The sequence below is a fragment of the Azospirillum sp. genome (assembly GCF_035628975.1).
Classification (GTDB): domain Bacteria; phylum Pseudomonadota; class Alphaproteobacteria; order Azospirillales; family Azospirillaceae; genus Azospirillum.
In genome coordinates, this window is record NZ_DASPIS010000118.1 from 49,867 (window position 1) to 72,614 (window position 22,748).

At 66.4% G+C, this 22,748-nt stretch carries 19 protein-coding genes and 3 pseudogenes; 15 read left to right on the forward strand and 7 right to left on the reverse strand.

From position 1 onward, the window contains the following. Positions 1–5 precede the first annotated feature (5 nt). From VD964_RS25200 to VD964_RS25235, 8 genes are read left to right on the forward strand one after another with little or no spacing between them, the layout of a single operon-like run. Complete coding sequence (locus VD964_RS25200; RefSeq protein WP_324871228.1) at positions 6–644, forward strand: hypothetical protein; 639 nt, start codon at positions 6–8, stop codon at positions 642–644. After that, positions 641–1,267 (forward strand): C39 family peptidase, encoded by a 627-nt coding sequence (locus VD964_RS25205; RefSeq protein ID WP_324871229.1) that lies wholly within the window; start codon positions 641–643, stop codon positions 1,265–1,267. Before VD964_RS25200 ends, VD964_RS25205 begins: the two co-directional genes overlap by 4 nt. Beyond that, the gene (locus VD964_RS25210; RefSeq protein WP_324871230.1) at positions 1,260–2,177 is read left to right on the forward strand and encodes a hypothetical protein; all 918 of its coding nucleotides are present in this window, start codon (positions 1,260–1,262) and stop codon (positions 2,175–2,177) included. The genes VD964_RS25205 and VD964_RS25210 overlap by 8 nt, the downstream gene beginning before the upstream one ends. Positions 2,178–2,193: 16 nt before the next feature. Continuing rightward, positions 2,194–2,592 carry a hypothetical protein gene (locus VD964_RS25215; RefSeq protein ID WP_324871231.1) on the forward strand — a complete coding sequence of 133 codons (399 nt, stop codon included), beginning with the start codon at positions 2,194–2,196 and terminating at the stop codon, positions 2,590–2,592. Positions 2,593–2,640: 48 nt separating this feature from the next. Beyond that, a complete protein-coding gene (locus tag VD964_RS25220; protein WP_324871232.1) occupies positions 2,641–4,044 on the forward strand; it encodes a hypothetical protein in 1,404 nt (467 codons plus the stop codon). Beyond that, positions 4,041–5,063 (forward strand): polyprenyl synthetase family protein, encoded by a 1,023-nt coding sequence (locus VD964_RS25225; protein ID WP_324871233.1) that lies wholly within the window; start codon positions 4,041–4,043, stop codon positions 5,061–5,063. Before VD964_RS25220 ends, VD964_RS25225 begins: the two co-directional genes overlap by 4 nt. 21 nt (positions 5,064–5,084) lie before the next feature. Then, the gene (locus tag VD964_RS25230) at positions 5,085–6,950 is read left to right on the forward strand and encodes a hypothetical protein (protein ID WP_324871234.1); all 1,866 of its coding nucleotides are present in this window, start codon (positions 5,085–5,087) and stop codon (positions 6,948–6,950) included. 4 nt (positions 6,951–6,954) lie between these two features. Next, the gene (locus tag VD964_RS25235; protein ID WP_324871235.1) at positions 6,955–9,510 is read left to right on the forward strand and encodes a hypothetical protein; all 2,556 of its coding nucleotides are present in this window, start codon (positions 6,955–6,957) and stop codon (positions 9,508–9,510) included. Positions 9,511–9,690: 180 nt separating this feature from the next. Here VD964_RS25235 and VD964_RS25240 read toward each other — a convergent pair. Together VD964_RS25240 and VD964_RS25245 are read right to left on the reverse strand one after the other, a co-directional pair. Beyond that, positions 9,691–9,884: pseudogene (locus VD964_RS25240) on the reverse strand (IS3 family transposase); the annotation flags it as partial. A gap of 7 nt (positions 9,885–9,891) precedes the next feature. Next, positions 9,892–10,101, reverse strand: a pseudogene (locus VD964_RS25245) (transposase); the annotation flags it as partial. 329 nt (positions 10,102–10,430) lie between these two features. Here VD964_RS25245 and VD964_RS25250 point away from each other — a divergent pair. From VD964_RS25250 to VD964_RS25270, 5 genes are all read left to right on the forward strand, one after another. Then, positions 10,431–10,862 carry a YkgJ family cysteine cluster protein gene (locus VD964_RS25250; RefSeq protein WP_324871236.1) on the forward strand — a complete coding sequence of 144 codons (432 nt, stop codon included), beginning with the start codon at positions 10,431–10,433 and terminating at the stop codon, positions 10,860–10,862. After that, positions 10,843–11,244 (forward strand): TerB family tellurite resistance protein, encoded by a 402-nt coding sequence (locus tag VD964_RS25255; protein ID WP_324871237.1) that lies wholly within the window; start codon positions 10,843–10,845, stop codon positions 11,242–11,244. Before VD964_RS25250 ends, VD964_RS25255 begins: the two co-directional genes overlap by 20 nt. Before the next feature lies 1 nt (position 11,245). Further along, the gene (locus VD964_RS25260; protein ID WP_324871238.1) at positions 11,246–12,328 is read left to right on the forward strand and encodes a hypothetical protein; all 1,083 of its coding nucleotides are present in this window, start codon (positions 11,246–11,248) and stop codon (positions 12,326–12,328) included. A gap of 14 nt (positions 12,329–12,342) precedes the next feature. Further along, positions 12,343–13,830, forward strand: a complete 1,488-nt coding sequence (locus VD964_RS25265; protein ID WP_324871239.1) for a hypothetical protein — start codon at positions 12,343–12,345, stop codon at positions 13,828–13,830. 268 nt (positions 13,831–14,098) lie between these two features. Next, complete coding sequence (locus VD964_RS25270) at positions 14,099–14,566, forward strand: hypothetical protein (protein WP_324871240.1); 468 nt, start codon at positions 14,099–14,101, stop codon at positions 14,564–14,566. A 76-nt stretch (positions 14,567–14,642) separates the two neighbouring features. On the opposite strand, the pseudogene VD964_RS25275 reads toward VD964_RS25270, so the two are convergent. Both VD964_RS25275 and VD964_RS25280 read right to left on the reverse strand, forming a co-directional pair. Beyond that, positions 14,643–14,977: pseudogene (locus VD964_RS25275) on the reverse strand (transposase); the annotation flags it as partial. Positions 14,978–15,027: 50 nt separating this feature from the next. Then, a complete protein-coding gene (locus VD964_RS25280) occupies positions 15,028–15,252 on the reverse strand; it encodes a hypothetical protein (RefSeq protein WP_324871241.1) in 225 nt (74 codons plus the stop codon). 179 nt (positions 15,253–15,431) lie between these two features. On the opposite strand from VD964_RS25280, the gene VD964_RS25285 reads away from it, so the two are divergent. After that, positions 15,432–19,319 (forward strand): BTAD domain-containing putative transcriptional regulator, encoded by a 3,888-nt coding sequence (locus VD964_RS25285; RefSeq protein ID WP_324871242.1) that lies wholly within the window; start codon positions 15,432–15,434, stop codon positions 19,317–19,319. A 110-nt stretch (positions 19,320–19,429) separates the two neighbouring features. Here the strand turns inward: VD964_RS25285 and VD964_RS25290 are convergent, their stop codons facing one another. Next, a complete protein-coding gene (locus VD964_RS25290) occupies positions 19,430–20,041 on the reverse strand; it encodes a GNAT family N-acetyltransferase (protein WP_324871243.1) in 612 nt (203 codons plus the stop codon). Positions 20,042–20,247: 206 nt separating this feature from the next. Here VD964_RS25290 and VD964_RS25295 point away from each other — a divergent pair, with 206 nt between their 5' ends. After that, the gene (locus VD964_RS25295) at positions 20,248–21,630 is read left to right on the forward strand and encodes a tetratricopeptide repeat protein (RefSeq protein ID WP_324871244.1); all 1,383 of its coding nucleotides are present in this window, start codon (positions 20,248–20,250) and stop codon (positions 21,628–21,630) included. Here VD964_RS25295 and VD964_RS29940 read toward each other — a convergent pair. Both VD964_RS29940 and VD964_RS25300 read right to left on the reverse strand, forming a co-directional pair. Continuing rightward, the gene (locus VD964_RS29940) at positions 21,587–22,039 is read right to left on the reverse strand and encodes a (5-formylfuran-3-yl)methyl phosphate synthase (RefSeq protein WP_414637267.1); all 453 of its coding nucleotides are present in this window, start codon (positions 22,037–22,039) and stop codon (positions 21,587–21,589) included. The genes VD964_RS25295 and VD964_RS29940 overlap by 44 nt on opposite strands. Continuing rightward, on the reverse strand, positions 22,036–22,680 hold the full coding sequence (locus tag VD964_RS25300) for a uridylate kinase (protein ID WP_324871245.1): 645 nt from the start codon (positions 22,678–22,680) through the stop codon (positions 22,036–22,038). The genes VD964_RS29940 and VD964_RS25300 overlap by 4 nt, the downstream gene beginning before the upstream one ends. Positions 22,681–22,748: the final 68 nt, after the last annotated feature.

The following is a 22,748-nucleotide window of genomic DNA, read 5'->3' on the forward strand; positions in this document are numbered from 1 at the left end:
AAACCATGCAATCCGATCCGTTTGCCACTTTGATCAATCAAATACTGCAAGGCCTTACTCAGCAGCTGAATGGGGAGATCGGACCTGCCATCCGGTCGGCCGGGTATGATCCTTACAACAACGTGGCCTCCGGGTCTGCCAGCATCGGGATCGGCAGCGCCTCCTATTCTGTCAATGACCTTACGGGTGTATCGTCTTTGCAGATCACAGACTTGGTGGCGACCAACATCACCGCCTCCGGGACCAACATCAGCGGTCAGGTGAATTTCCAAGCCGTGCTGAACAGCCCTTTGAGCGCCAATTTGGGCGGCAGCGTTGAGGTATGGCCGATCGACATCGGCGTGTCGGGCAACATCCGGATCACCGGCTGCTCGATCTCCGGCTCCGCCCAGCTCAATGCCAGCATCAGCAACAATCAACTCTGCCTCAATTCGATCAGCAACCTGAGCGCGTCCTTCAATTACAACGACGCGTCGATCTGGATCAACGACCTGGGCGTGCTGAACTATCTGCTGTCGCCGTTGGAGAGCCTGATCCTCGACGCCGCCAAGGGTGCGATCCGCAACCTGATCTCCTCCCAGATCGACAGCATCGTCGCTCAGCAGATCGGCCAGCGCCTGCCGCAGTGCGCGTCGCTGGGATGAGGCTGCGGATCGAGCCCCTGGTCCGGACCGCGCAGCGGATCGGTCCCCTGCACCCGGTTGCGGGAACGGCACCCGCAGGGGATGGACGGCAGCTCGAAGTCGCGCTGGAGCGGCAAAGCCGTGGCAACTGGTGCTGGTCCGCCGTCACCTGCGCGGTCGCTGCCCATTACGGCGACCGCTCCTGGACACAGGAACGGCTGGCTTGGCGCATTCTGGCGATCGACGATGTGCGGCCGGACCGGGAGCCGCCGCGGGCCCTGCTGGAAGACGAGAAGTACAACCAGCAGGCAGCCCTGGAGCGTACGCTCCGCTATGTCAACTGCCTGGCCGGCTGGAGCAGCGGCCGCCCGCCGTTCCGGCGCCTGATGCGCGAGCTGGACGAGGGCCGCCCCGTCGCCGTCGCCATCCGCTGGCGCTCCGGGCAGCAGCATTACGTGCTCGTGGACGGCTACCGCCGCGCCGAGCGCGCGATCACAGTCGCGGACCCCCAGCGCGGGCGAAGCGAAGTGTCCTTCGACGACTTCCCGCTCCGGTACCGGGACGGCGGCGACTGGACGGAAACCTATTGGACACACAGTCCTTACCAGATGCCGCACCAGGAAGGGGAGCTTCACGATGAGTAGCTACGACATCGCGCTGGTGTTGGACGCTGGCACCCTGAATACGGGAATGTCACAGCTGTTTGCGAACAGCAGCGCCCAGAAAACCCTGTTCCAAGGGACCGATCCGGTCGGCCAGCAGGGCGTCACCAGCATCGACTGGCAAATCGGCTCCGCGCCGCAGTTCGTCCTGTCGCCGCCGACGACGACCCAATGGAACGACCAGTACACCTTCACCCCATCGGGGCAGAAGCCGGCCAATCCGACCGACCAGATGTTCCAGGTGACGCTGTCGTCGGTCTCCACCACCATCAACATGCAACAGGGCTCGCCCGTCCCGCTGACCTTCAACATGACGGTGTTCGCCCAGGTGGGCATCGCCAATGGCCAGGTGCAGCTCAGCAACGTGGCCGTTCTCCCCACCAACCCCACGGCCGTGCAGCAGCTTTTCCTCGAACTGGCCGCGGGCATCGTCTACAGCAAGGTGCAGACCCTGCTGCAGGGCTACCAGATCCCGTCGAGCATCCCGGTGGAGGGGCAGGACTTCACCCCGCCCGTGATGACGGTGACGAACGGATATCTGGTCCTGGCCAGCAACCTAGTCGCCAACGGCACGCCGGACATCGCGGGCGTCCAGTGGCCGCAGCAGCCGCTGGGCGTGCTGGTCGGCCGCAATCTGCTGACGGCGCTGCTCGCCCAATACAACAGCGCGATCCAGCAGGAGCTGAGCAAGGCCACGGTCAACGTCAGCAACAGCAACTGGACGGGCAGCTACTCGTTGTCCGGCGGCATCACCAACGCCAGCGTCGCCGTCGCCTCCACCCTGCCCAACGTGAACGTGACGGCGACCTTCTCCGCCACGGCCGACGTCGGCGTGTCCTGGTGGCTGGTGCCGGGCGCCTGCGCCCTGGAAGCCGCCTCCAACCTCCTCTGACGACGGGAATGCCTCCATGGTTGATTTCGCGCAAGCCACATTCTCGACCACCCCGACCCCGCTGACCATCACGGTGGCGCCCACCGTGTCGGGCTCGAACACGGTGCAGCTCCAGCTGCAGCCGTTGCCCAGCTTTCAGATCAACTACGCGCCGTCGGGCAGCGGCTGGCAGAAGTTCAACGCCTCGGTGCTGGAGAACGCGGCGACCACGATCATCGCCGTGCTCAACCCCTTCATTTCGTCCGCCGTCCAGACGGCGGCGCAGAAACAGCTGAACGAGAACGCTTCCTTCACCGTGCCGACCATCCCGATCAGCTTCGATGGGATCAACCTGCAGCTGGCGCCATCGAGCCTCAACATATCGACCGCGGACGCCGACCACGTCCTGGTCACGGCAACCGTCAACATCAGCTGACCGCGCGGCGCCAGACCGCATCAAGCAATCTGAATCGGAGAGACGTTCATGAACGCTGACATGCGTGCCCTCGACGCCGGCTGGAATCGGCCGGGCGGCGCCCCCCTGCGTGCCGCGCTGCCTGATGGGATCACCCTTGACGACATACCGGCGCTGCCGCTGGCGCGCGCGGCGGACATGCCGGCCCATGCCGGCTTCGCCCGCGGCTCGCTGGGGGTGGAACTGGCCGGTTTGCGGCTGGAACTGGCGGACAGCGCCGTGTCGGCCCAGCGCAGCCAGGATGCCCTGGGGCGTGACGTGCTGGAGGTCCGCATCCAGGACATCCGCCTGCGCGGCCGGCAGACCCTGCAGGGCACCCGGATCTGGGAGTCCGGGCTGGATGGCGCCGGCACCGGCCTGCCGCTGAACACGCGGCGGCGCGGCGGCGCCGACCAGGACGCGCACCCCACCTGGATCGCCACCGCCAACGAGCAGCGTGCGGCCCTGCAGAACGTGCCGGGCGGCAACGGCGCCGCCCTGCTGTCCACCTATTCCAACCACCGCGCCGCCTTCAACGACGTGTTCACGGATCCGAACGGCTATGCCTTTCAGATCGGCTGGGGCACGCCGGAGATCTCGGACATGGCCAACGACACCAACACCGCCCTGACCGCCACCGTCCCCGCCGGCGGCTCGACAGGCGGCTCGGCCAGCGGTCCCGTGGTGAACGACCCCAACAAGATCTATGGGACGACCACCTACAACGGCAACGCGCAGAACCAGCAGCTGGCCCTGATGACCACGCTGGCCGCCATGGCCAGCTTCGCCAACCCGAACAACCCTACGGACCCCACCAACCCCTACAATCAGGCGGCCGCGGCGACGCTGACGTTCTCCAGCAGCATCCTGGGCAACACCCAGACGCAGAAGATCGCCGACGTGCCGTCCATGGACAAGCAGGGCGTCTACAATCTGGTGCAGACCGGCACGCCGGCCCAGCCGCATTCGGTGGACGACGTGCACGCCCTGCTCAACGGCAATCCGATCGGCGGGCGCGACTCCGAGGGCAAAAGCTGGACCATGTGCCTGGGCGAGGACGAGCGGGCCTTCGTCCGCCGGATGCAGGCGGACATCGCCGAGCACATCGCCCGCCTTGCCGCCCAGAAGCCCGTCGACCTGGTTTCCGGGCAGCTGGAGGCCGAGCTGGCCTGCTATGTCTACCTGCAGTTCGGCACGCGGGAGGACGGCGAGCCTTGCCTGCTGGACGGGCGGGTGGAGCTGGACGGCTTTGACCTGGACATCGACGACGGCGGCTGGGACGCCGCGTTGGGCGCCGGCCTGGCGCAGGACGCCCGCGAGGCGCTTGGCGAGGCGCGCTTCGTCAAGAGCCTGCTGCACGACCGCATCGCCGACACCCTGGAGCGCGCCCTCGTGCAGCCGATCGCCAAGGCCGTGCTGGGCAGCGGGTCGTGAGGATCGCCTCGGGGGCCCGCGACCCGGTCGGCACCATCCTGCAGGACCTGATGGCCGCCGACATGGCGGGGTTCGAGCGCGAGTTGTCCGCCGCGCTCGAACCCCAGGAGGGCTACCTGTCCGATGCCGAGATGGCGCTGTACCAGGGCGGAAAGAAGCTGCGCCCGCTGATGCTGCTGCTCACGGCGCGGCTGTTCCAGGCGGAGGGGCCGTTGCCGGTGAAGGTGCTGCGCGCCTCCGCCTCGCTGGAGATGCTGCATGTCGCGACCCTGATCCACGACGACATCGTCGACCACGCCTCGTTGCGGCGGGGCCAGCACAGCGTCAATGCCGCCCGCGGCACCGAGATGGCCATCCTGATCGGTGACATGCAGTTCCTGCAGGCGGTGCGCTGCTTCGTCGACGCCATCGAGGACCAGGAGGACATGCAACTGGTCAAATGGGTGCTCGATTCCGCCTTCGACATCTGCCGCGGCGAGATCGACGAGATGACCACGCAGCCCTTCTGGCATCCGGACTCCCTGCTCAGCCGCTACCTGACGACCATCGACCGCAAGACGGCGGTGCTGTTCGGGCTGGCCTGCGAGTCCGGCGCGGCCCTGATGCGGGCGCGCACGTCCGAGCTGCGCCGCCTCGGATCGTTCGGGCGGTACATGGGGCGGGCGTTCCAGATGATGGACGACATCTTCGACCTCGCCCATTCCGACGAGGAGGCCGGCAAGCGCAAGGGCATCGACCTGCACCAGCGTCGCATAACCCTGCCCATCATCCACGCCATGCGGCTGTTCGGCGACATGCATCCCATGGTGCGCTACCTGCGCAGCCAGGAAACGCCGCCCACCGAGCAGATCAACGCCTGGGTGGACGAGATCCGCCGCTCGGACGCTTTCACCCTTGCCTATGCCCAAGCGCGCGACACCGCCCTCCAGGCCGTGCAGTTCCTGGACGGCCTGCCGCCAGGGCCGCACCTGAAGGCGCTGCGCGACATCACCATGCACGCGGTCAACCGACCCTACTGACCTTCGTCCCGGGAGTACGTCATGGGCCTGTATTTGTTCAATTTCGTCTACAACACGCTGATGCAGAAGGCGAACGACGGCTCGCCGGGGAATGGCCTGTTCCTGCCCAAAGCCCTCGCAGGCATGACGGACAACAACCAGCAGCCTTACCTGCCCTTGCAGGAGAGCCTCTGGACGCTGAACAACATCGGCGGCTCGGCCGCCATTTCCAACGACCTCGCCACCAGCTGGTTCAACGCGTTCTTCCTGGCCTTGCGGGGCTTGAGCATGAAGACGCCCTCCGGCGCCATCACGCAGCAGATGATCGACGACGCGGGCGCGGCTGTCACATACATCACGGGAAAACAGCTGCGCGTCGTGGCGCTGCCCGGTGCGGGCGTGAATCTGGTCGCCACGAACATCGACATCCAAGGGCTGGCGAACATCAAGATCAGCGGCCAGCCGCCGCTGGTCACCTCGAACAACCAGGGCTACCAGGCACAGATCGCCCTCAACCTGAACGCCTACCCCGACAACGGCGCCAGTTGGTCGCAGCCCCTGGCCCTGTCCGGGTCAGAGCAGGGCACCGACACAAACAACGGGACGGCCTTCCAGGGGTTGGGCTTCGTCCTGACCCAGACGCTTTGCTTTGTCGACAAGTCCGGCACCGTGGTGGCGCCCCCGCCCAGCCTGGGACTGACCCCGTCCGCGGCGAACCCGAACGGCTTCGATTGCAGCGCCACCGGCATCGCGCTGCTGACGCTGACGAACGCCCAGGTGCTGGCCAACGGCACGGTCACCGTCGCGTCCCCGCCGGCGCTGCAATTCTCGCTCAACTCCCTCGACCTGGCGGCGGTGCAGGGGGCGGTCCCGACCTTCACCCTGCAGAACCTGGACTACCAGAGCCTGACGCCCGTCCCCTTCCCGCAGGCGATCTCCGCGGCGGCCTTCTATCCGCTCTGGACCGGGTTCTTCAAGCAGTTGATCGCCACGAACGACGCGGCGCAGATGCTGACGAACCAGATCAACGGCGCGCTGATGTCCCCGGACAACATGGCGCAGGTCGCGAACCTGCTCACCAGCCAGATCTCCAGCGCCCTCGACACCATCTTCGGCAGTACCCAGGTCGCCGACAGCACGGTGGACACGGACGCCAACGACGTCGACAAGTACATCTTCGACCGGGCCCGGGGCGCGCTGAACGACCCCAGCGGCTATGTCTATGTCCCCACCGTGATCCTGGGCTCCAAGTCGCCGCAGCTGGATCCCCTCACGGCGACGAATCTGTCCATCGGCGGCCCGTTCAGCACGTCCGTCCTGGGCCAGTCGGTCCAACTCAGCAACATCTCGTTGGCCAACTTGGTGATCAACGGCCTGTCCAACGTGATCGCCCCGCCGAACAGCACCATCTTCGGCGTCAACCAGCAGGCCACGGCGACCCTGCTGCTGGGCGAGGTCCCGGCGGGGACCCAGGTGAACGTGAACGACCAGAAGGTTACCGTGCCGTCGCCGCCGGTCACGGCCTCGACGCCGTTCAGCCTCGACATCCAGGTGAACCAGAACCAGCCGATCCCGATCAGCGGCACGCTGAACATCAGTCTGGTCAACAACAGCGGCACCCTCGGCGTGACGACCTCGCTCTACTCCGACGGCGACACCCCCCAGCAACTGGCGCTGACCTATACGCAGGTCACCCTGGTGGCCGGCTCCGGCGACGTGACCCTGGCCATAACGCTGCCTCCGGAAGACCAGCAGTTCCAAATCTTCATCAACGCCTTCCTGGGGCAGGACGCGCTGATCCAGGCCATCATCGGCGCCATCAACGACTACATCGGCCAGAACCTGGGCCAGATCAGTCAGGCCGCGACGCAGTTCGCGCAGAACGCGCTGAACAACCTGGGGAAGTGAGACCATGGCCTCGAACATCTATGCGACCCTGCAAGGCCTGCTTCAAACCAGCGCCGGCACCCAGGCCCTCCAACTTGCCCATGACCAGTTCCCCGGCCCGGTCCAGACCGCGATCAGCGACTACCTGAACGGCATCACGCTGCAACTGGGCAGCGAGGCAACCCTGAAGGTGGACCCGTCCACCCGGCAGCTCGAACTGCAGGCCCTGGTCGGGACCGCCAGCATCGACCTGCAGGCCACGGCCAGCGGAGCCACCCTGACCCTGGCCAGCACGAAGTACAGCGGCGCCCAGGTGGTGCTGACCTTCAGCGACGTGGACGGGGGTGTGGCGCTGACCCTCGACGCCACCATGGGGAACAGCCTGCAATGGCCGTTGCAGGCGGCATGGCCGCAGCTTCTGGACTGGACGCCGGCGAACCAGGCGGCCCTGGCGAACGGCCAACTCCACCTGACCTACGGCAGCGGAAACCTGGACTTCATCGGCCAGGGCTCGCTGGCTTATGGGGGCCAGACCTTCGCCGACGCCGAGCTGCGCGTGCAGTTCGAGGGCGGCCAGACCGGCGTGCTGGTGGGCGTGGTCGTCCCGACATGGTCCCCCGGCTCCTTCTGGCCGGCCCTCTCCGCTTTGACCTTCAGCAACAGCGGGTTGGTCGTGTCCACCGTGGCAGGCAAATCCACCAGCCTGTCGTCGCTGGGCCTGCTGGACGTGAAGTCCGTTCCGGCCTTGGGGGCGGATTTCGACATCGCCCCCGGATTCCTGTTCTTCACCTCGCTGAAGCTGACCGACAGCCTCGCGGCCATCGCCGGCTTCATGGGCAACGTGTCGCAGCTCGACCTGTTCGCCGCCTACGCCCAGGGGACCGGGGCGACGACGGTGAAGGCGGTGCTGAACGACAGCTTCAGCGCCATGAACAATGGCATCTTCCAGTTCGATGGCTTCACCCTGGAATGGAGCGACCCGGCCCAGGGCAACAGCAGCATCAGCGCCACCGCCGCCGGCACGTTCCACCCCGACGCGGGCACGGCCATCGACCTTTCCCTGACCGGCAGCATCATTCCGGCCGAGGGCGATTTGAACCTGACCGTCAGCCTGACGAACTGGGCCAAGCCCTTCGGCCTGGAGACGCTGACCATCGTCGAGCTGGACGGCGGCGTCACCGTCGGCGCAGAGGCCGCCGGCGTCACCCTGTCCGCGGATGGCGACCTGAAGCTGCAGAACCCGAACGCGCCGCAGTACGAGTTCGAGGTCGGCTTCGAGGTCGAGGTGGTCGATTTCGAGGTTCCGAACGGGATCGCGGTCTGGACCAAGGCGGACCAGGACCCGATGACCCTGTCCAATGTCCTCGAGGCTGCCTTCGCACTGGACTTCTCCCCCGCCACCCTGCAGGCCCAGGGCGAACCGGACGTGGCCGACGTGGTGGCCTTCCTGGACGAGGTGATCAGCATCACCCAGTTCACCTTCTGGTTCGTCGAGGGCGCCCAGCTCAAGAAGATCGGCGACCGTGGGCCCTTCCCGGCGGGCTTCGGCCTCCAGGCCCAGTTCACGCTCCTCGGGCAGGAGAACGTCCTGGTCTCGGCGACACTGGCCGAGCAGGCGAACCCCAAGGCCGGGTTCTCCGGCTACGTCATCCTGCAGCAGCCGGTCTCCTGGGGGTCGGTGTTCATGCTCTCGGGCTGGGACCCGACGGCCCAGAAGCCGACCAGCCAAGGGCCGGAACTGGCCATCGCGGCCACGCCGGCGGGCATCGTGGTGCCGGGCGTCAACAACAGCCAGCCGGTCCGCTTCTACTCGTCCATGTACCTGAAGTTCCTGGACGTGGTGGAGGACCACCTCTACGCCCTTGCCACCACCGACAACCAGTTCCAACTGGACTACGCGGTGCAAGAGGGCACGCCCGCCGCCGGCTGCGGCACCTGGAGCGGGGACAGCATCACCTTCCTGCTCAACCCCAGCCAGTACGAGCTCGGCGCCTCCTTCGGCTTCAACTTCGGTTGGCAGAACCTAACATGGGACGGCATCACCCTGTGGGGTGTCACCCTGGTGCCCAAGGTGGCGCTGCCGAACTTCAGCGTCGCGGCCGGGTTGGCCTTCCAGGCGTCGAAGCAGAGCCTCGTGGTGAACGGGTACTTCGACTTCGAGCTGCTGGGCCTCTCCTTGGCCCTGGGCAGCCAGGCGTCCCCCGTGTCCCTGGTGAACGTCAACGTGCAGGGGGTCATCAACAGCCTGAAGGACGTGGCCGGCCACGTCCTCGACACCGTCAAGCAGGAAGCTTCGGCCCTGATGCAGGCAGCACTTGCCGACTTGGATGCCTTCCTCGCCTGGGCCAAGAGCCAGTGGAAGAACCTCGTCGACGGCCTGAAACTGGTCGGCCAGATCCTGCAGAACCAGTTCAAGCAGCTGGGCAAGGACTTGGCGCAGCTCCTTCAGGGGCTGGGCGCGGCGGCGGCCTATGTTCAGCAGGCGATGGTCGCGTTGGGCTACAAGCTGGAGGAGGTGGCCGGCTGGTTGAGCGACCTGTTCGGCTGCCCGATCTCCAAGGCGGCCGGATCGCTTCCCTGACCATTCGCCTCCGTCCGGTCTTGCGCCGGCTTTCCTTCAGGCACTTGCCGGCGCTGGGGCAGGTGGGTAGGCCGCCTGCCCCGGGATCCATTCGGCCGGGCACACGGCCTGGACTTGCCCGGGCGCGTTGCAAGGAGGGAGTGGACTGCGTCGGATTTCCTGGAGGCTATTTGTATTGAGTCAAGCCGCCATGGCGATGCCCTCGGTTCGAGCATAGTAGCGCGCCTCGGCCTCAGCGGGGGAGTGTTACCGATGGGTTCGAGCAGGCGGCAACGGTTGAACCAGTCGACGCATTCCAAAGTGGCGAACTCGACGGCCTCCAGGGTACGCCATGGCCCGCGGCGCCGGATCGCCTCGGTCTTGTAGAGACCGTTGCTCCTGTTCGTCCGTCGTCGGCCCCGGCCGCTCGCCCTGGTCACGTTCGGCCTGCCGGACCCAGTTCCGCAGCGTCTCGGGATTGAAGCCGATCTTCGCTGCGGTCGAGCTGATCACTGCCCACTGCGAGGCGTGCTCCCCTTCGTGCTCGAAAGCCATCCGAACCGCGCGCTCGCGGATTTCAGGAGCGTATGTGGGTGATGCCGCTTTCGTCATGATGGCCCCGGTCTCTCAGAAGATGGAGCCTCCAGGAAACCCGGTGCGGTCCACGTCGCCCGGCACCATGCTGGACCCTTGGCGCATACAACTGAACGACACCGCCCCTCCAGGCCATGCCACGACCTTGCCGAAGAAAGACTGTCCGCGCCGGTGAGAGCCTGCGCGGTTCCTGTTGGGCACACGATCGGCTGCGCGCGCCGGGTGAGATTTCCTGCACTCTTGCAGAAAAAAATAATTTTATACAGATTATTCGAAGCTTCTGATTGCAAATCCCTATGGAAGTCGATGATATGGCTTGCAGAGCCACCCTTGCCATGAGCTGAAGCGTGAATCGCGCCGGCCCGTTGAAGCCATTTCCGGAGTCGACTGCACTCCTGCCGGGGGAATCGGAGGCCGGTTCCCATTCCGGCGACCATCTCAGGCCGCAATTGTCGCCGACGTTCGCAGCGATGCCCGCGTTCGCTTGTGACCGCTGCGGCGCCTGCTGCCGAAGCTTGGCGCTCCACGCGCTGTACCGGCAGTTTGACCGGGGCGACGGCGTTTGCCGCCACTTCGACAGCGCGTCGGGCCTGTGTGCGATCTACGCCGAGCGCCCGCTGCTGTGTCGGGTCGACGCCTCGTATGACGCGGGCCTGATCGATGGGTTGACGCGATCCGAATACCACGCGGCCACCCGCGCCGCCTGCGATGCCTTGAAGGCATGCACCGCAACACCGCAGCAGAAAGAGGAAACCGGACATGTTCCTGGCGCAACTTGAAGAACGGCAGAAAGCGGCGTTCCTTGTTCTTGCCGACACCATCATCCGGGCCGATGGCGCCGTCGCCCACCAGGAATCAGCCATGCTTGCCGCCATGAAGGCGGAAATGGGGCTTTCCGATGCCGTGGAGCCGGACGGGCGTTCGATCGGGGACGCGGTTTCGGTGTTCGACACCCGTCCCACCAAAATCGCGGCCATGCTGGAACTGATCGGTCTCAGCATGGCCGATGGGCATGTCCACGACCGCGAAGCATCGGCTCTGGAAACGCTCGCTTCTGCCTTCGGTCTGCCGCCGGTCGAGTTCGAGGTTCTGCGCAACTGGGTGGTTCGGCAATTCGCCCTGACACGTGAAGCGGCAGTCCTGATGGCGGGGGAGATCTGAGATGCCGCTTCCCGCAATCCTGATCGGCGGAGCCGTGGTTGCCGGCCTGTGGGGCGGCAAGAAGATGCTCGACGCCAGCAGCGCCAACAGCGAAGCCCAATCCATCGGCGAAGAAGCCGCCGAGCTGTTCGATCGCGCCAAAAACGAACTGGAAGACGCGCGTGCGACCGCCAACAGCGCGTTGGAAAATCTTGGCCGGCTGAAAATCGATGTCTGGCGTACCGACATCCAAGACTTCGTGCGGTTGATGGAACGGATCAAAGACGTCGAAGTCACCGGCAGCGTTCATATCGACGACCTCGCTAAAACGTTGGTTCGCCCGGATCAGCTGGGGGCGCTGAAGGACACCTCCCTGCACTTTGCCGAACTCGGCAGTGCGGCCGTCGGTTCCATCGCCTCCGGCGCTTTGGCCGGCGTGGCGGCGTATGGCGGGGTTGGCGCGCTCGCCACCTCCTCTACCGGTGTCGCGATCGGTTCACTTTCCGGGGCGGCGGCCACCAACGCGACTCTCGCTTGGCTGGGCGGGGGAAGCCTTGCCGCGGGCGGCGCCGGCATGGCGGGCGGCATGGCGGTTCTCGGCGGGTTGATCGCCGGTCCTGCGCTTCTGGTCGGCGGCTGGGCGATGTCGGCCCAGGCGGATGCGAACCTTGCGAAGGCCCGAGCCAACCTCGCCGAGGCGCGGCAGGCCGCGGAGGAAATGGCGCTGGCGGCAACCGCCGTCCAGGGAATTACACGCGTCACGCAGCAATTCGAATCGGCCATTCTGCAGTTCCAGCGGACGTTCCGGCTAGCCCTCGGCGCCCTCCAGGCCGTCATCGCGGTGGCGCCGGCTCGCCGGCCTTTTCTTCTGGTGCGGCTGTTCGACACCCTTCGCGGGAAGCGGCGTGAACCAAGCACCTCCTACAAGAGCTATACGCCTCAGCAGCAACAGATCGTCTGGCTCGCCTACGAATGCGCCAGCGTGATGAAGCGGCTGCTCGAAACGCCGCTGCTGCGCGAGGACGGCGCCATCGACGCGCGTTGCATCGACGTGCTGTCGCTGCCGGGAGCGGTCGAAGGCAAAGCGCGCAGGATCACGGCCTAACGCGGGAGCGGACCATGTTCGGCTGGTTATCAAAGAAGAAGCGCGACGCCGTGGCGGACGGCGTCGCCCAAGGCACCACGCAGTTCGGCGCCCACGCCGGCGTCAACGCCGCCCGCGCCGCCGACATGGTCGACCCAGGATGGGCGGCCGTGAAGCAGATGCTGGAGCGCGAGTCCGGCAAACTGAACAGCACCGATCCCCGGTGGGGAGGTGCTCATCACGCTCAAGCGCGCGGCAACGTCTTCGAGGCGCTCAACGACCTGAAGGACAACATCGGCCGCGCCGAGGCGGGCAAGACTGGCACTTGGCAAAACACGCGCCTGCAAGGGGCCAACACCGCGCCGCAGGACTCCATTCTGGTGGTCGACGGCAAGGCCGTTCTGGCCCGCCAGGACAAGTTGCTGTCCGGTCCAACCACGCAAAACCTTAAGTCCTTGGCCAACCAAAAGTACGCTGGCATGGATTTGACGGTTCCCGATGGCGAAGTGCCGAAGTGGAAGGAGGCAATGCTAAACCTCGCTGATCGGACCTCGGACCCGGAAGCCAAAGCGCGCTACCTGGACGCCGCCAAGCGTCTGCGCCCCGGTGTGAGCCGGGACGATGTCACGCAGACGGTGGCCGACCCGAAGCGCCATCACCTTGAACTTCAGCTGAAAGCTTATGGGAAGGAGGTCATGGTGACGGCCGGGTCGGCAGCCCTCGGCGCCGCCGTCATCGGCGGCACGGTCTCGGTAATCCGCCACTCGGTGCAACTGGTCCAGGGACGTACCGATGCGTCCACCGCCGCCAAGCATATCGCAGGGGAGACCGCCACCGCCACCGCCCGCGCCGCCGGCCAAGCCGCACTGGCCGTTACGATCCGGACGGCCGCCGAGAAAGCTGGGGTGCAGGCGCTGAGGACAGGCGCTCCGGCCGCTCTGGCCGCCACAGCGGTGGTCGAGGTCGCCCAATCCATTTATCACCTCGTCAAAGGCAATCTGTCGGCCGAAGAGGCTGCTGAGGCTCTGGGGCAAACCGGCTGTACGACGCTGGCCAGCTTCTATGCAGGCGGAGCCGCGGCGGCGGCCTTCGGACAAACGGGCGCGGTGACTGTAACTGTCGTCGGCGTCACCGCACCGATCAGCGTTCCAGTCATTCTTGCAGCCACCGCCGCGAGCATGGTGACCGCTGCCGTTTACCAATCGTGCATCGCGATTTTCAAGACCGCCCGCCTGGAAAAGGCGGAAGCGGAACGAGTGATGGCCCTGGCCGCGGCGGCCGCTGCCGAACTCCGTCGGCAGCGTATGGAATTGGAGGCGCGGATCGACGGTATTCTGGCAGAGCGGGACCGCGCACTGGCAACAATCTTTTACACCCTTGATCGCGGCATTGACCGGGGGGATCTGTCCGCAGTCATGGCCGGGCTGGGTGACTTCGCAGGGTTCCTTGGCACCCGCCTTCGATTCACCACTCTCGACGAGTTCAGTCACGCAATGGCGGCCAAAGAGTCACTGGTGCTCTGACGCTTCCAGGCACGCCGGTGCTCGGGGGGCGCTCCGCCAGACCCGGCGCGGCGTCAATCCGCGCGGTGCACTCAAGCTGAAGTGCAACAACATCTGATCGAGGAGGAGTGTCCCGGTCTATGCGACCAGTGCGCCCGTTCATGTGCTGCTCTATATACAAAGAAGCAAAGCGGTGACGAAATATTATGTCTTTAGATAGGCTATCAAGGGCAATAAAAGTCTAAAATTGCGTATTTGATCGTTTCCACCGCGCGAAAAAGATAACAGCGTGCCAATCGACAACGTGCTCACGCAAATTTCCCGACGCCTTTATGAGCATTTTCGCACCTATGATCCCAGTCCTGAACCCTGCGTCGTGTTGACCAACCCCGCGGAACATGACGGCAATGTGCCCGCCGATGTCCAAAATAAAATATTGATGACTTTAGTTGGCCTTCAGAGCGAAGCGACAATCTCGACCTACAGCCGCGCGGTTCCGACGGAAACCGGCCAGCATGCCCTCGTATCGCCGCCGCTCTACATCGATATGCTTGTCATGATCATGGCGAATTCCACTGGCCGGAACTACAGGGAAGGCCTGAAGCGAATTTGCCAGACGATCGCCTTCTCCAAAAGAACTCTTATTTCACGCACCAGACCTTGTCGGATTTGGACTCCGATGTTACCAATATCACCTTGGTATTGCAGTCTCTGGAATTCAGCCAGACAAGCTATCTGCTTTGACTGCTGGGCATGAAGTATCTGCCGATGGTGATTTACAAGCTGCGAATGATCCCTTTCCGCTCCGACGCCCCTGCCAGCGTCGTCGAGCCGACTCCAAGGGTCTGCTGGACCTGCGCGACACAGGCGCGGCGCCGTTCTGGGCTCAGTAGTTTCCCCGCGCCGCCTCCTGCAGGATCAGCTTGTCCAGCGTGAGGTCGGCCACCGCCTTGCGCAGGCGCTGGTTCTCGCGTTCCAGTTCCTCGAGCCGTTCGGCCTGATCCAGCTTCAGCCCGCCGAAATCGGCGCGCCAGCGGTAGTAGGTCTGCTCCGAGATGGCGTGCTCGCGGCAGGTCTCGGCGACCGTGCGCCCTTGCGCCACCGCCACCTCGATGGCTCGCAACATGCCGATGATCTGCTCGGGGGTATGCCGCTTCCGACGGGCCATTCCTTGCTCCTCCTGATTTGCCCAGTCATCAAATAGGGGCTGGTGCGGGTTCAGGGGGGCAGGTCAAACGGACCGGCGCACCCTATTTTCTTGCCCGTGTCGACGTTCCGCGCGCGCAGGTCGAACAGGCCGAGCTGGACGACCTTCATCCCGGCATGCCGGCCGAGGTGTTGGTGACCGGACAGGAGCGCACCCTGTTCGATTATGTGGTTCAGCCGCTGACAGACAGCTTCAGGCGTGCGTTCCGCGAGGAATAAGGTGATGGCGTTCCACACTTCACCATCAGTCCGCATAGGATGGGACCGCAACCTCTCCCTTTGGGTGGCGCGGTCGGTATAGCACCTCAACCCCGCTTGGGCGGTGGACGCCCGGGTGGCACATTTGGCTCATTGCATCGTTGGCCGCGGGCAAACTCTGGCCGGCCATGCTTCCGGCACCGAGCATGGGGGCAGCCATGGGGGTCTGGACGCTAACCCTGTTCGGTGGGTTCGAGCTGCGGACGCCTGCGGGCTCTCTGTTTCCCCTGACGGTCCGCAAGGCGATGGGCCTGCTGACATACTTGGCTCTTCGTCCGGATCAGGGACAATCGCGTGAGAAGCTTGCCGGCCTGCTGTGGGGTGACAGCGCCGACACCCAGGCGCGGAGCAGCCTGCGCCAGGTGATCGCCACTCTGCGCCGGGCGCATGACAGCGCTGGCATCCCGCTTCTCGCCGTGGATGGGGAGTGGGTGTCTCTGCCCCGCAACGCCGTCGACACCGATGTGGCGGCTTTCGAGGAGGCTCTCACGGCAGGGACGCCCGAAGCCCTGGACCGGGCGGCAATTCTTTATCGTGGTGAGCTGTTCGAAGGGCTGTCGCTGAACGCCGAAGGCTTCGACGAGTGGGTGAGGATCGAGCGCCAGCGCTATCGCGGGCTGGCGCTCGGCGCCTTGGCACAACGGCTCGATCAGGCCCTGGCAGATGGCATGCTGGAGGCCGGCCTGCAGACCGGATTGCGCCTGCTGGCTCTCGACCCTCTTCAGGAAGCAGCCCATCGCGCGCTGATGCAGCTCTATGCCCGGCAGGGGCGGCACACGGTCGCCCTGAAGCAGTACCAGATTTGCCGATCCATGCTGGAACAGGAGCTGGGCGTCGCTCCCGAGCCGGAGACCGAGCAGCTGTACAAGACCATCCGCGAGCGCCGCCATGCCCGCGGCCGGCAGGAGGACGGGACACCACCCGCCGCAGCACCGGCAGAGATGACCAGGGAACAGACGACGAAGGAACGGACGACGGAGGAACCCGTCACGGAGGTGCCGCCTTCCGACGACGCGGGCAGTCTGAACGGCGGCGGTCCGGAGATGCGCCATGTGACCGTCATCTGCGTGCTGCTGGTCGGGCTGGAGCGCAACGGCGCCTCGCTCGATCCCGAGGAGGCTCATGCCGTCGCCACCGGGCTGTTCGGCCTGATCGATGACATCGTCGCCGGTTATGGCGGAGAGACCCTGCGCCATGCTGGTGACACGGTGCTGGCGGCCTTCGGCGCGCGGCGGGCATTCGGCGACGAACCCTGGCGCGCGGTGCGGGTGGCGGCGGAGATCCATGGGGCGCTCAACACCTCTGCCGGACCCGCACCGTTGGCTGCCAGGGTGGGGATCGCGTGCAGCATGGCGGTGGTCGACGGCGCGCCGAGGGAGGGGGGCGAGGGGCGGCTGGTCACCGGCCCGGCCATGCACGAGGCGCCCGGCCTCGCAAGGCGTGCGGCCGGCGGCGAGACGCTGGTCTGCGACGGGGTCCACGGTGCGCTGGGCAAGCGCGCCGCAGTACAGCCGGCCACACCGGCGGAGGATGGGCGCAAGGCCTGGCGTGTGACCGGGCTGCATCTGGTGGACACGGTTCTCCCACAAAGCCCGCTCATAGGACGGAAGGCGGAGCTTCGCCAGTTCGCTGCCGCGCTTGCCGCCTGTCGGGAAGGTGGCGGCGGCACCACGATCCAGATCCGCGGTGACCCCGGCATCGGCAAAAGCCGGCTGATCGAGGAGTTCAAGCGCCTTGCCGTTGCCGCGTCCATGTGGTGCGCCACCGGGGCGGTGGTCGGCGTCGGCGTCGGGCGCGGCCAGGATGCTTTGCGCGCGCTCGTCCAGGAACTTGCCGGCCCGATCGACGATCTCGACCGGCTGTTCGCCGATGGGCGGCTGCCGGCGGGGGCGCGGCTGCATTTGGATCCGCTGATCGACCGGCCGCTGCCGCCGGAGTTGCGCCCGTCCCATGAGGCGCTTGACCATTCCGAGCGCGAGCGCGGCCGGCGCGGTGCCATCGCCGACCTGCTGCGCGCGCGCAGCGCCGAACAGCCCGTCCTGCTGGTGATGGAGGACATCCATTGGGCGGACGGGCAGACGCTGTCCTATCTGGCGATGCTGGCCGGGGTCGTCGCAGACTGTCCGGCAGTCCTGATCCTGTCCACCCGCCTCCAGGGCGATCCCTTGGGGGCGGACTGGCGCGCCCAACTGGCTGGAGGGCCGGTGCTGACGCTCGACCTCGCACCCTTGCGGCGTGCCGACGCGCTGGCGTTGGCCGGGCTTTTCCCAGGCATCGACGAACGGCATGCCGAACGCTGCGTCGCGCGGGCCGGCGGCAATCCGCTGTTCCTGGAGCAACTGCTGCGCAGCCGCGGAGAGGTGGCTGCGGTGCCGGGCACCATCCACGCCATCGTGCTGGCCCGCACCGACATCCTCGCTCCGCGCGACCGGCGGGCTCTCCAGGCGGCGTCCGTCCTTGGGTCACGCTTTGCGTTGAACGGCTTGCGGCATATGATCGACGATCCGGGATATCTGTGTGGGCCATTGGTCGAACAGGCGTTGGTCCGCCCGGATGCCGATGGCTTCCTGTTTGCGCATGCCCTGGTGCAGGAGGCGGTGTATGGAGCGCTGCTCCGCTCCCAGCGCTCCCAGCTGCACCGGCGGGCGGCGGATTGGTATGCCGAGGGCGATCCCGTACGACATGCCGAACATTTGGACCGGGCCGATGACCCGGCCGCCATCACCGCCTACTTGCGGGCGGCCGAAACCTGCGCCGCCGACTTCCGGCTGGAGCGGGCCATCCAACTGACGGAACGCGGTCTGGCGTTGGCCACCGCGCCTGAGGACCAGTTCGCCCTGTCCTGCCTGCGGGCAGAGCTTCTGGAAGCTGCGGGCGAGTTGCAGCAGGCATTGGCGGCCTTCGCCGAAGCCCGAACCCTGGCGACCGGCGACGCGGAGCGGTCCCGCGCCTGTCTGGGTCTGGCATCGGCCAAGCGGGTGACCGACGACCTGGACGGCGCCCTGGCGGCCCTGACGGAAGCGGAAGCCGCCGCGGTGCGTGCCGACCGACCGGCCTACCGGGCGCGCATTCATCATATGCGTGGCAACCTGTGCTTTCCCCGCGGCGATCTGGCGGGCTGCCTGCGCGAACATCATGCCGCGTTGGAATGGGCTCGGCGGGCCGGCGCGGTCGATCTGGAGACGGCAGCGCTGGGAGGGCTTGGCGACGGCTATTACGCGCATGGCCGCATGGTGACCGCGCACGACCATTTTGTCCGTTGCGTGACCCTGGCACGACAGCAGGGCTTGCGGCGGGTCGAAGTGTCCAACCGCTATATGGTTGCCATCACCCGCTTCTATTTGAACGACCTGCATGGCGCCGTGGAGGATGCACGCACGGGCGCACGGGCGGCGCAGAGCATCGGCCATTGCCGGGCCGAGTTGCTGTCCCACATCGTGGCATACGAGATCCTGTTCGAACTGGATGACGAGGTCGCCGGCCGCGACCATCTGGCGCGGGCACAGGCGCTGACCCGGCAACTGGGTGCGCGGCGGTTCGAGGCTGAGCACATGGTGTTCGAGGCGCGGCTGGAACACAAGGCGGGCAACCTGCAGCAGGCCTGTGCCCTTCTGTCCCGGGCAATGGAGATCGCGAACGAAACGGGCCCAGGCTACATCGGGCCGTCAATCCTGGCAGAACTGGCCTTGTGCGAGCGCACCCCCGCTGTCCGGCGCGCGACACTCGACGAGGGCGAGGCACTGCTGGCCGGCGGCAGCGTCGGACACAACCATCTGCAATTTTACCGCGTAGCCATCGAGACGGCACTGGAGTTGGCCGACTGGGCGTTGGCGGAACGCTACGCTCGGGCGCTGGAGGATTATGCCGCTGCGGAACCGCTTCCCTGGTGTACTCTGTTCGCCGCGCGCGGCCGGGCTCTTGCCGCCTGGGGCCGTGGCCGGCGCGACCCCGAGGCGCGCCAAGCGCTTCAGTGCGTTCTGGACGAGTGCCGGCGCGTCGGCTACAGGCAGCCGGCGGCCTTGCTGGAGGCGGCGTTGCAGGGTTAGATCGGATCGCGTAAAATCGGAATCAATTTGGAGCGTGAATCCGATCGCCAAACATAATGCTACAGTGTCGTGCGTTTCACGTTAAACGCACGACACTGTAGAGGCCTGCGTCAGGGATGGGCATGATAGAGCAGCGCCTCCCCTGTGTGACGGATCAGCGGGTGCGGAACCACAGCCCGGCGGTCGACCACCGCGAAGCCGTGCCGCTGGAACAGGCGCCGTGACGGCGTGTTCGCGGCGAAGATGATGGCGCTCATTCCATAGAGCGCCTCCGCCCGCGCCCGCCGGCGGGCGGAGGCCAGCAGCCGGGTGGCGATGCCGGCGCGGCGGTGCCCCTCCTCCACGGCAATGGAGGCGATGTAGAGGCTTCCAGGCACCTCCAACTCTGCATAGGGGCGCAAAACGGGATCGACCTCGCGTTCCGGCGGCCCGTCGGCGCGCGGCGGCATGGCGAAGGCAAGCATCATCCCGACCACCGCATCCCCTTGTTGGGCCAGCACGGCATTGCGGTGGCTGAAGCCGACGCCGTCGCCCGCGTAGCGCCGCTCGCCGATTGCGAGCAGGTCTTCGCCGGGGGCGGCGAACTGACCCCAGATGTAGTCGGCCACACCATCGGCGGCGATGCGGACCAACTCGGCGATGCGGCGGCTGTCGTCGCAGAGGGCGGGGCGCAGGACGATGGGCTGGGGCGGGCGGGCGATGGGGGCACTTCCTACCGGCATGATGGACCTCTGCTCAACGGTTGCGAGGCCCCCATACTGTCCGCGCGTTCGTGAAGCCGGCGTGGCGCCGGTCGTGAGCCGGGCGTGAAAAAGCCTGTGGCGATCGGGAACGCTCCTTTTCACGCTGCGCACTCTCGCAGTTTCACGCCGACATCACGCCACCGGAGGAAAAGGGAAACCATCATTCTTGTCACGGAGAGACGATCATGACACTGCGAGACGTGCGAGGGCTGACTGTGTCCACCGGCAACCAGGCCGCCTTGGACCGCTTTGACGCCGCTGTCGAGTTGCTGAACGGCTATTATCTAGACTTCCTTGCCGTTGCCGACGAGGCCCTGGAGGAGGACCCCGGTTTCGTGATGGGCCATTGCTTCAAGGCCGGAGTCTACGCCACCTGCAATGAGGCTGCCGCCCAAGTCGAACTGCGCCGCAGCGTCGAGGCGGCGGAGGCGCTGTCGGCCGGCGCCACCGACCGCGAGCGTGCCCATATCGCCGCGGCACGAACGTGGCTGGAAGGCGATCTGGAGCGTGCCGCCGCCCTCTACGGCCGGATCGTGCAGGAGCACCCGCACGACATCCTGGCTCTGCAGATCGCCCATGTGGCCGATTTCTTCCTGGGCGAATCCCGCATGCTGCGCGACCGCGTGGCGCAGGTGCTGCCGCACTGGGACGAGAGCGTGCCAGGCTTCGGCTATGTGCTGGGCATGCACGCTTTCGGGCTGGAACAGACCAACCTTTACGGCCGTGCCGAGGAGGCCGGTCGGCGGGCGCTCACCCTCAACAACCGCGACCCGTGGGCGATCCACGCCGTGGCGCATGTGATGGAAATGCAGGGTCGGATCGGTGAGGGTGTGGAGTGGATGGAGACCAGGCGGGCGCAATGGGCCGACAACAATGCCTTCTCGTACCACAACTGGTGGCATCTGGCCCTGTACCACCTGGAGCAGGGCGAGACGGAGCGGGTTCTGTCGCTCTACGACCTGCACATCCGCTCGAACCCGGCGTCGACGGCGTTGGAACTGGTGGATGGTTCGGCCATGCTCTGGCGCCTGCACTTGCGCGGTATCGATGTGGGCGACCGCTGGCGTGACGTGGCCGATTGTTGGGAACGGGCCGCCGCCGACGGCTTTTACGCCTTCAACGACGCTCATGCCATGATGGCGTTCGTCGCCGATGGCCGCGATGACGCGGCTGACCGCACCCTCGCCGCCCAGGAGCAAGCCGCACGGCGCGGCCACGGCACCGGGGCCATGATGGCGCGTGATGTCGGTTTGCCGGTGTGCCGGGCGCTGCAGGCGTTCGGCCGGGGCGAGTACCGGACGGCGGCCAAGCTGCTCTACGCAGTGCGCACCCGCGCCCACCGTTTCGGCGGCAGCCACGCGCAGCGCGACATCCTCGACCTGACTTTGGTCGAGGCGGCGATCCGCAGCGGCGACGCGCCGCTCGCCCAAGCACTGACGGCAGAGCGCAACAACCTGAAGCCCTCCAGTCCGGCAAACCGCTCGCTCACCGCGCGGGCGATGGGGATGGCCGATGGTCGCAGCATCAGCGGACGGCCCAGCAGGACAGCGCTGCCTCAAAACTGTTAACCGGCTCGGAAGCGGGCTCCCCTGCATGCGCAGTGTAAACCGCTGTAGATGCGAGTGTTTTGCCGATAAGGTGGAACCCAACCGGCGCCGAATGGGCCCCCGCCAACCCTGCCCACGATCCGGCATCGCACGTTTGCCCGATGAGGGCAGCCAGCGCGTCGGACGACAAATGATCGCGTAAGCTGCGGCCATCCTTCAGCCCGGTGTCCAGCATCACCCGATGAAGCCGGCACCGGCCATGGCGTGGCCCAGATCGGGGTGGGGCACACCATGTCGACCAGGATGACGCCGACCAGGGTGGCGGCGCCATCCGCGCCATCAGGTCGAGCGTTTCCTCGATGCAGTGGCCGGACCCGGTCAGCGCCCAGGCCAATCGCGACGGTGCGGGAAGACGAGAAATTTCGTTCATGCCCGCACGCGGGGCAGAGGCTCCACCTCCGGGCTGCGCAGCAGGGGGCAACCAGGACTGGCGCGGCCCGCCAGCGCCTCTTCCATCAGGGCGTGGTTGTCGCGATGGATGCACCAGCTCTCGCCACTGAAACGCCCGCGCCAGTGCGGAAAGGCCGCATCCACCAGCCCGTCGCGGGCCAGCGACGCCGCATCGGTCGCAGCGCAAGGGCAGGGCCCTGACTTGACCAGCACCAGCGCCGTCGCGTCCAGTTCCACCGCCAACCACGCCGCCAGACTGTCGGAGGTGACATCCCAACTCTCGGCGATCTCGGATTGGTCGAGCGCCATGGCGGACGGCAGCCACACCGCCGGCATCCCCGCCCGGATCAGCGACCGCAGCCGTTCGCGCGTCGCCGCCGTTTGCAGGGCCGGACAGATGCCGTGCAGCATCAGCCCGAACTGTTCCATCGCCAGCAGGGCCATGCGGTGGGCGAGGCGGTCGTCGAAGCGCCAATTGTCCTGGGCGTCGCGCACGGCATCGGCGAAGGGGCCGCCGCCCGGCACGATCACCAGGGGGTGGAGATGGCCGGGGCGGGCAATCAGGTCCAGCCAGGTTCCCAGCCGATGCCAGTCCGACAGGCTGCCGCCAATCTTTATCACCCAGGGCCGTGTCCCGGCGTCCGGCGGTCTTGGGGCCGGCGGTCTTGGGGCCAGCGAACTGGGGGCCG

Bases quoted from the DNA above. Each gene is read 5' to 3' on its own strand.
- VD964_RS25220 (WP_324871232.1), top strand. From the start codon at position 2,641: ATGAACGCTGACATGCGTGCCCTCGACGCCGGCTGGAATCGGCCGGGC.
- VD964_RS25290 (WP_324871243.1), bottom strand. From the start codon at position 20,041: ATGCCGGTAGGAAGTGCCCCCATCGCCCGCCCGCCCCAGCCCATCGTC.
- VD964_RS25205 (WP_324871229.1), top strand. From the start codon at position 641: ATGAGGCTGCGGATCGAGCCCCTGGTCCGGACCGCGCAGCGGATCGGT.
- VD964_RS25235 (WP_324871235.1), top strand. From the start codon at position 6,955: ATGGCCTCGAACATCTATGCGACCCTGCAAGGCCTGCTTCAAACCAGC.
- VD964_RS25230 (WP_324871234.1), top strand. From the start codon at position 5,085: ATGGGCCTGTATTTGTTCAATTTCGTCTACAACACGCTGATGCAGAAG.
- VD964_RS25260 (WP_324871238.1), top strand. From the start codon at position 11,246: ATGCCGCTTCCCGCAATCCTGATCGGCGGAGCCGTGGTTGCCGGCCTG.
- VD964_RS25255 (WP_324871237.1), top strand. From the start codon at position 10,843: ATGTTCCTGGCGCAACTTGAAGAACGGCAGAAAGCGGCGTTCCTTGTT.
- VD964_RS29940 (WP_414637267.1), bottom strand. From the start codon at position 22,039: ATGAACGAAATTTCTCGTCTTCCCGCACCGTCGCGATTGGCCTGGGCG.
- VD964_RS25215 (WP_324871231.1), top strand. From the start codon at position 2,194: ATGGTTGATTTCGCGCAAGCCACATTCTCGACCACCCCGACCCCGCTG.
- VD964_RS25285 (WP_324871242.1), top strand. From the start codon at position 15,432: ATGGGGGTCTGGACGCTAACCCTGTTCGGTGGGTTCGAGCTGCGGACG.
- VD964_RS25210 (WP_324871230.1), top strand. From the start codon at position 1,260: ATGAGTAGCTACGACATCGCGCTGGTGTTGGACGCTGGCACCCTGAAT.
- VD964_RS25200 (WP_324871228.1), top strand. From the start codon at position 6: ATGCAATCCGATCCGTTTGCCACTTTGATCAATCAAATACTGCAAGGC.
- VD964_RS25295 (WP_324871244.1), top strand. From the start codon at position 20,248: ATGACACTGCGAGACGTGCGAGGGCTGACTGTGTCCACCGGCAACCAG.
- VD964_RS25265 (WP_324871239.1), top strand. From the start codon at position 12,343: ATGTTCGGCTGGTTATCAAAGAAGAAGCGCGACGCCGTGGCGGACGGC.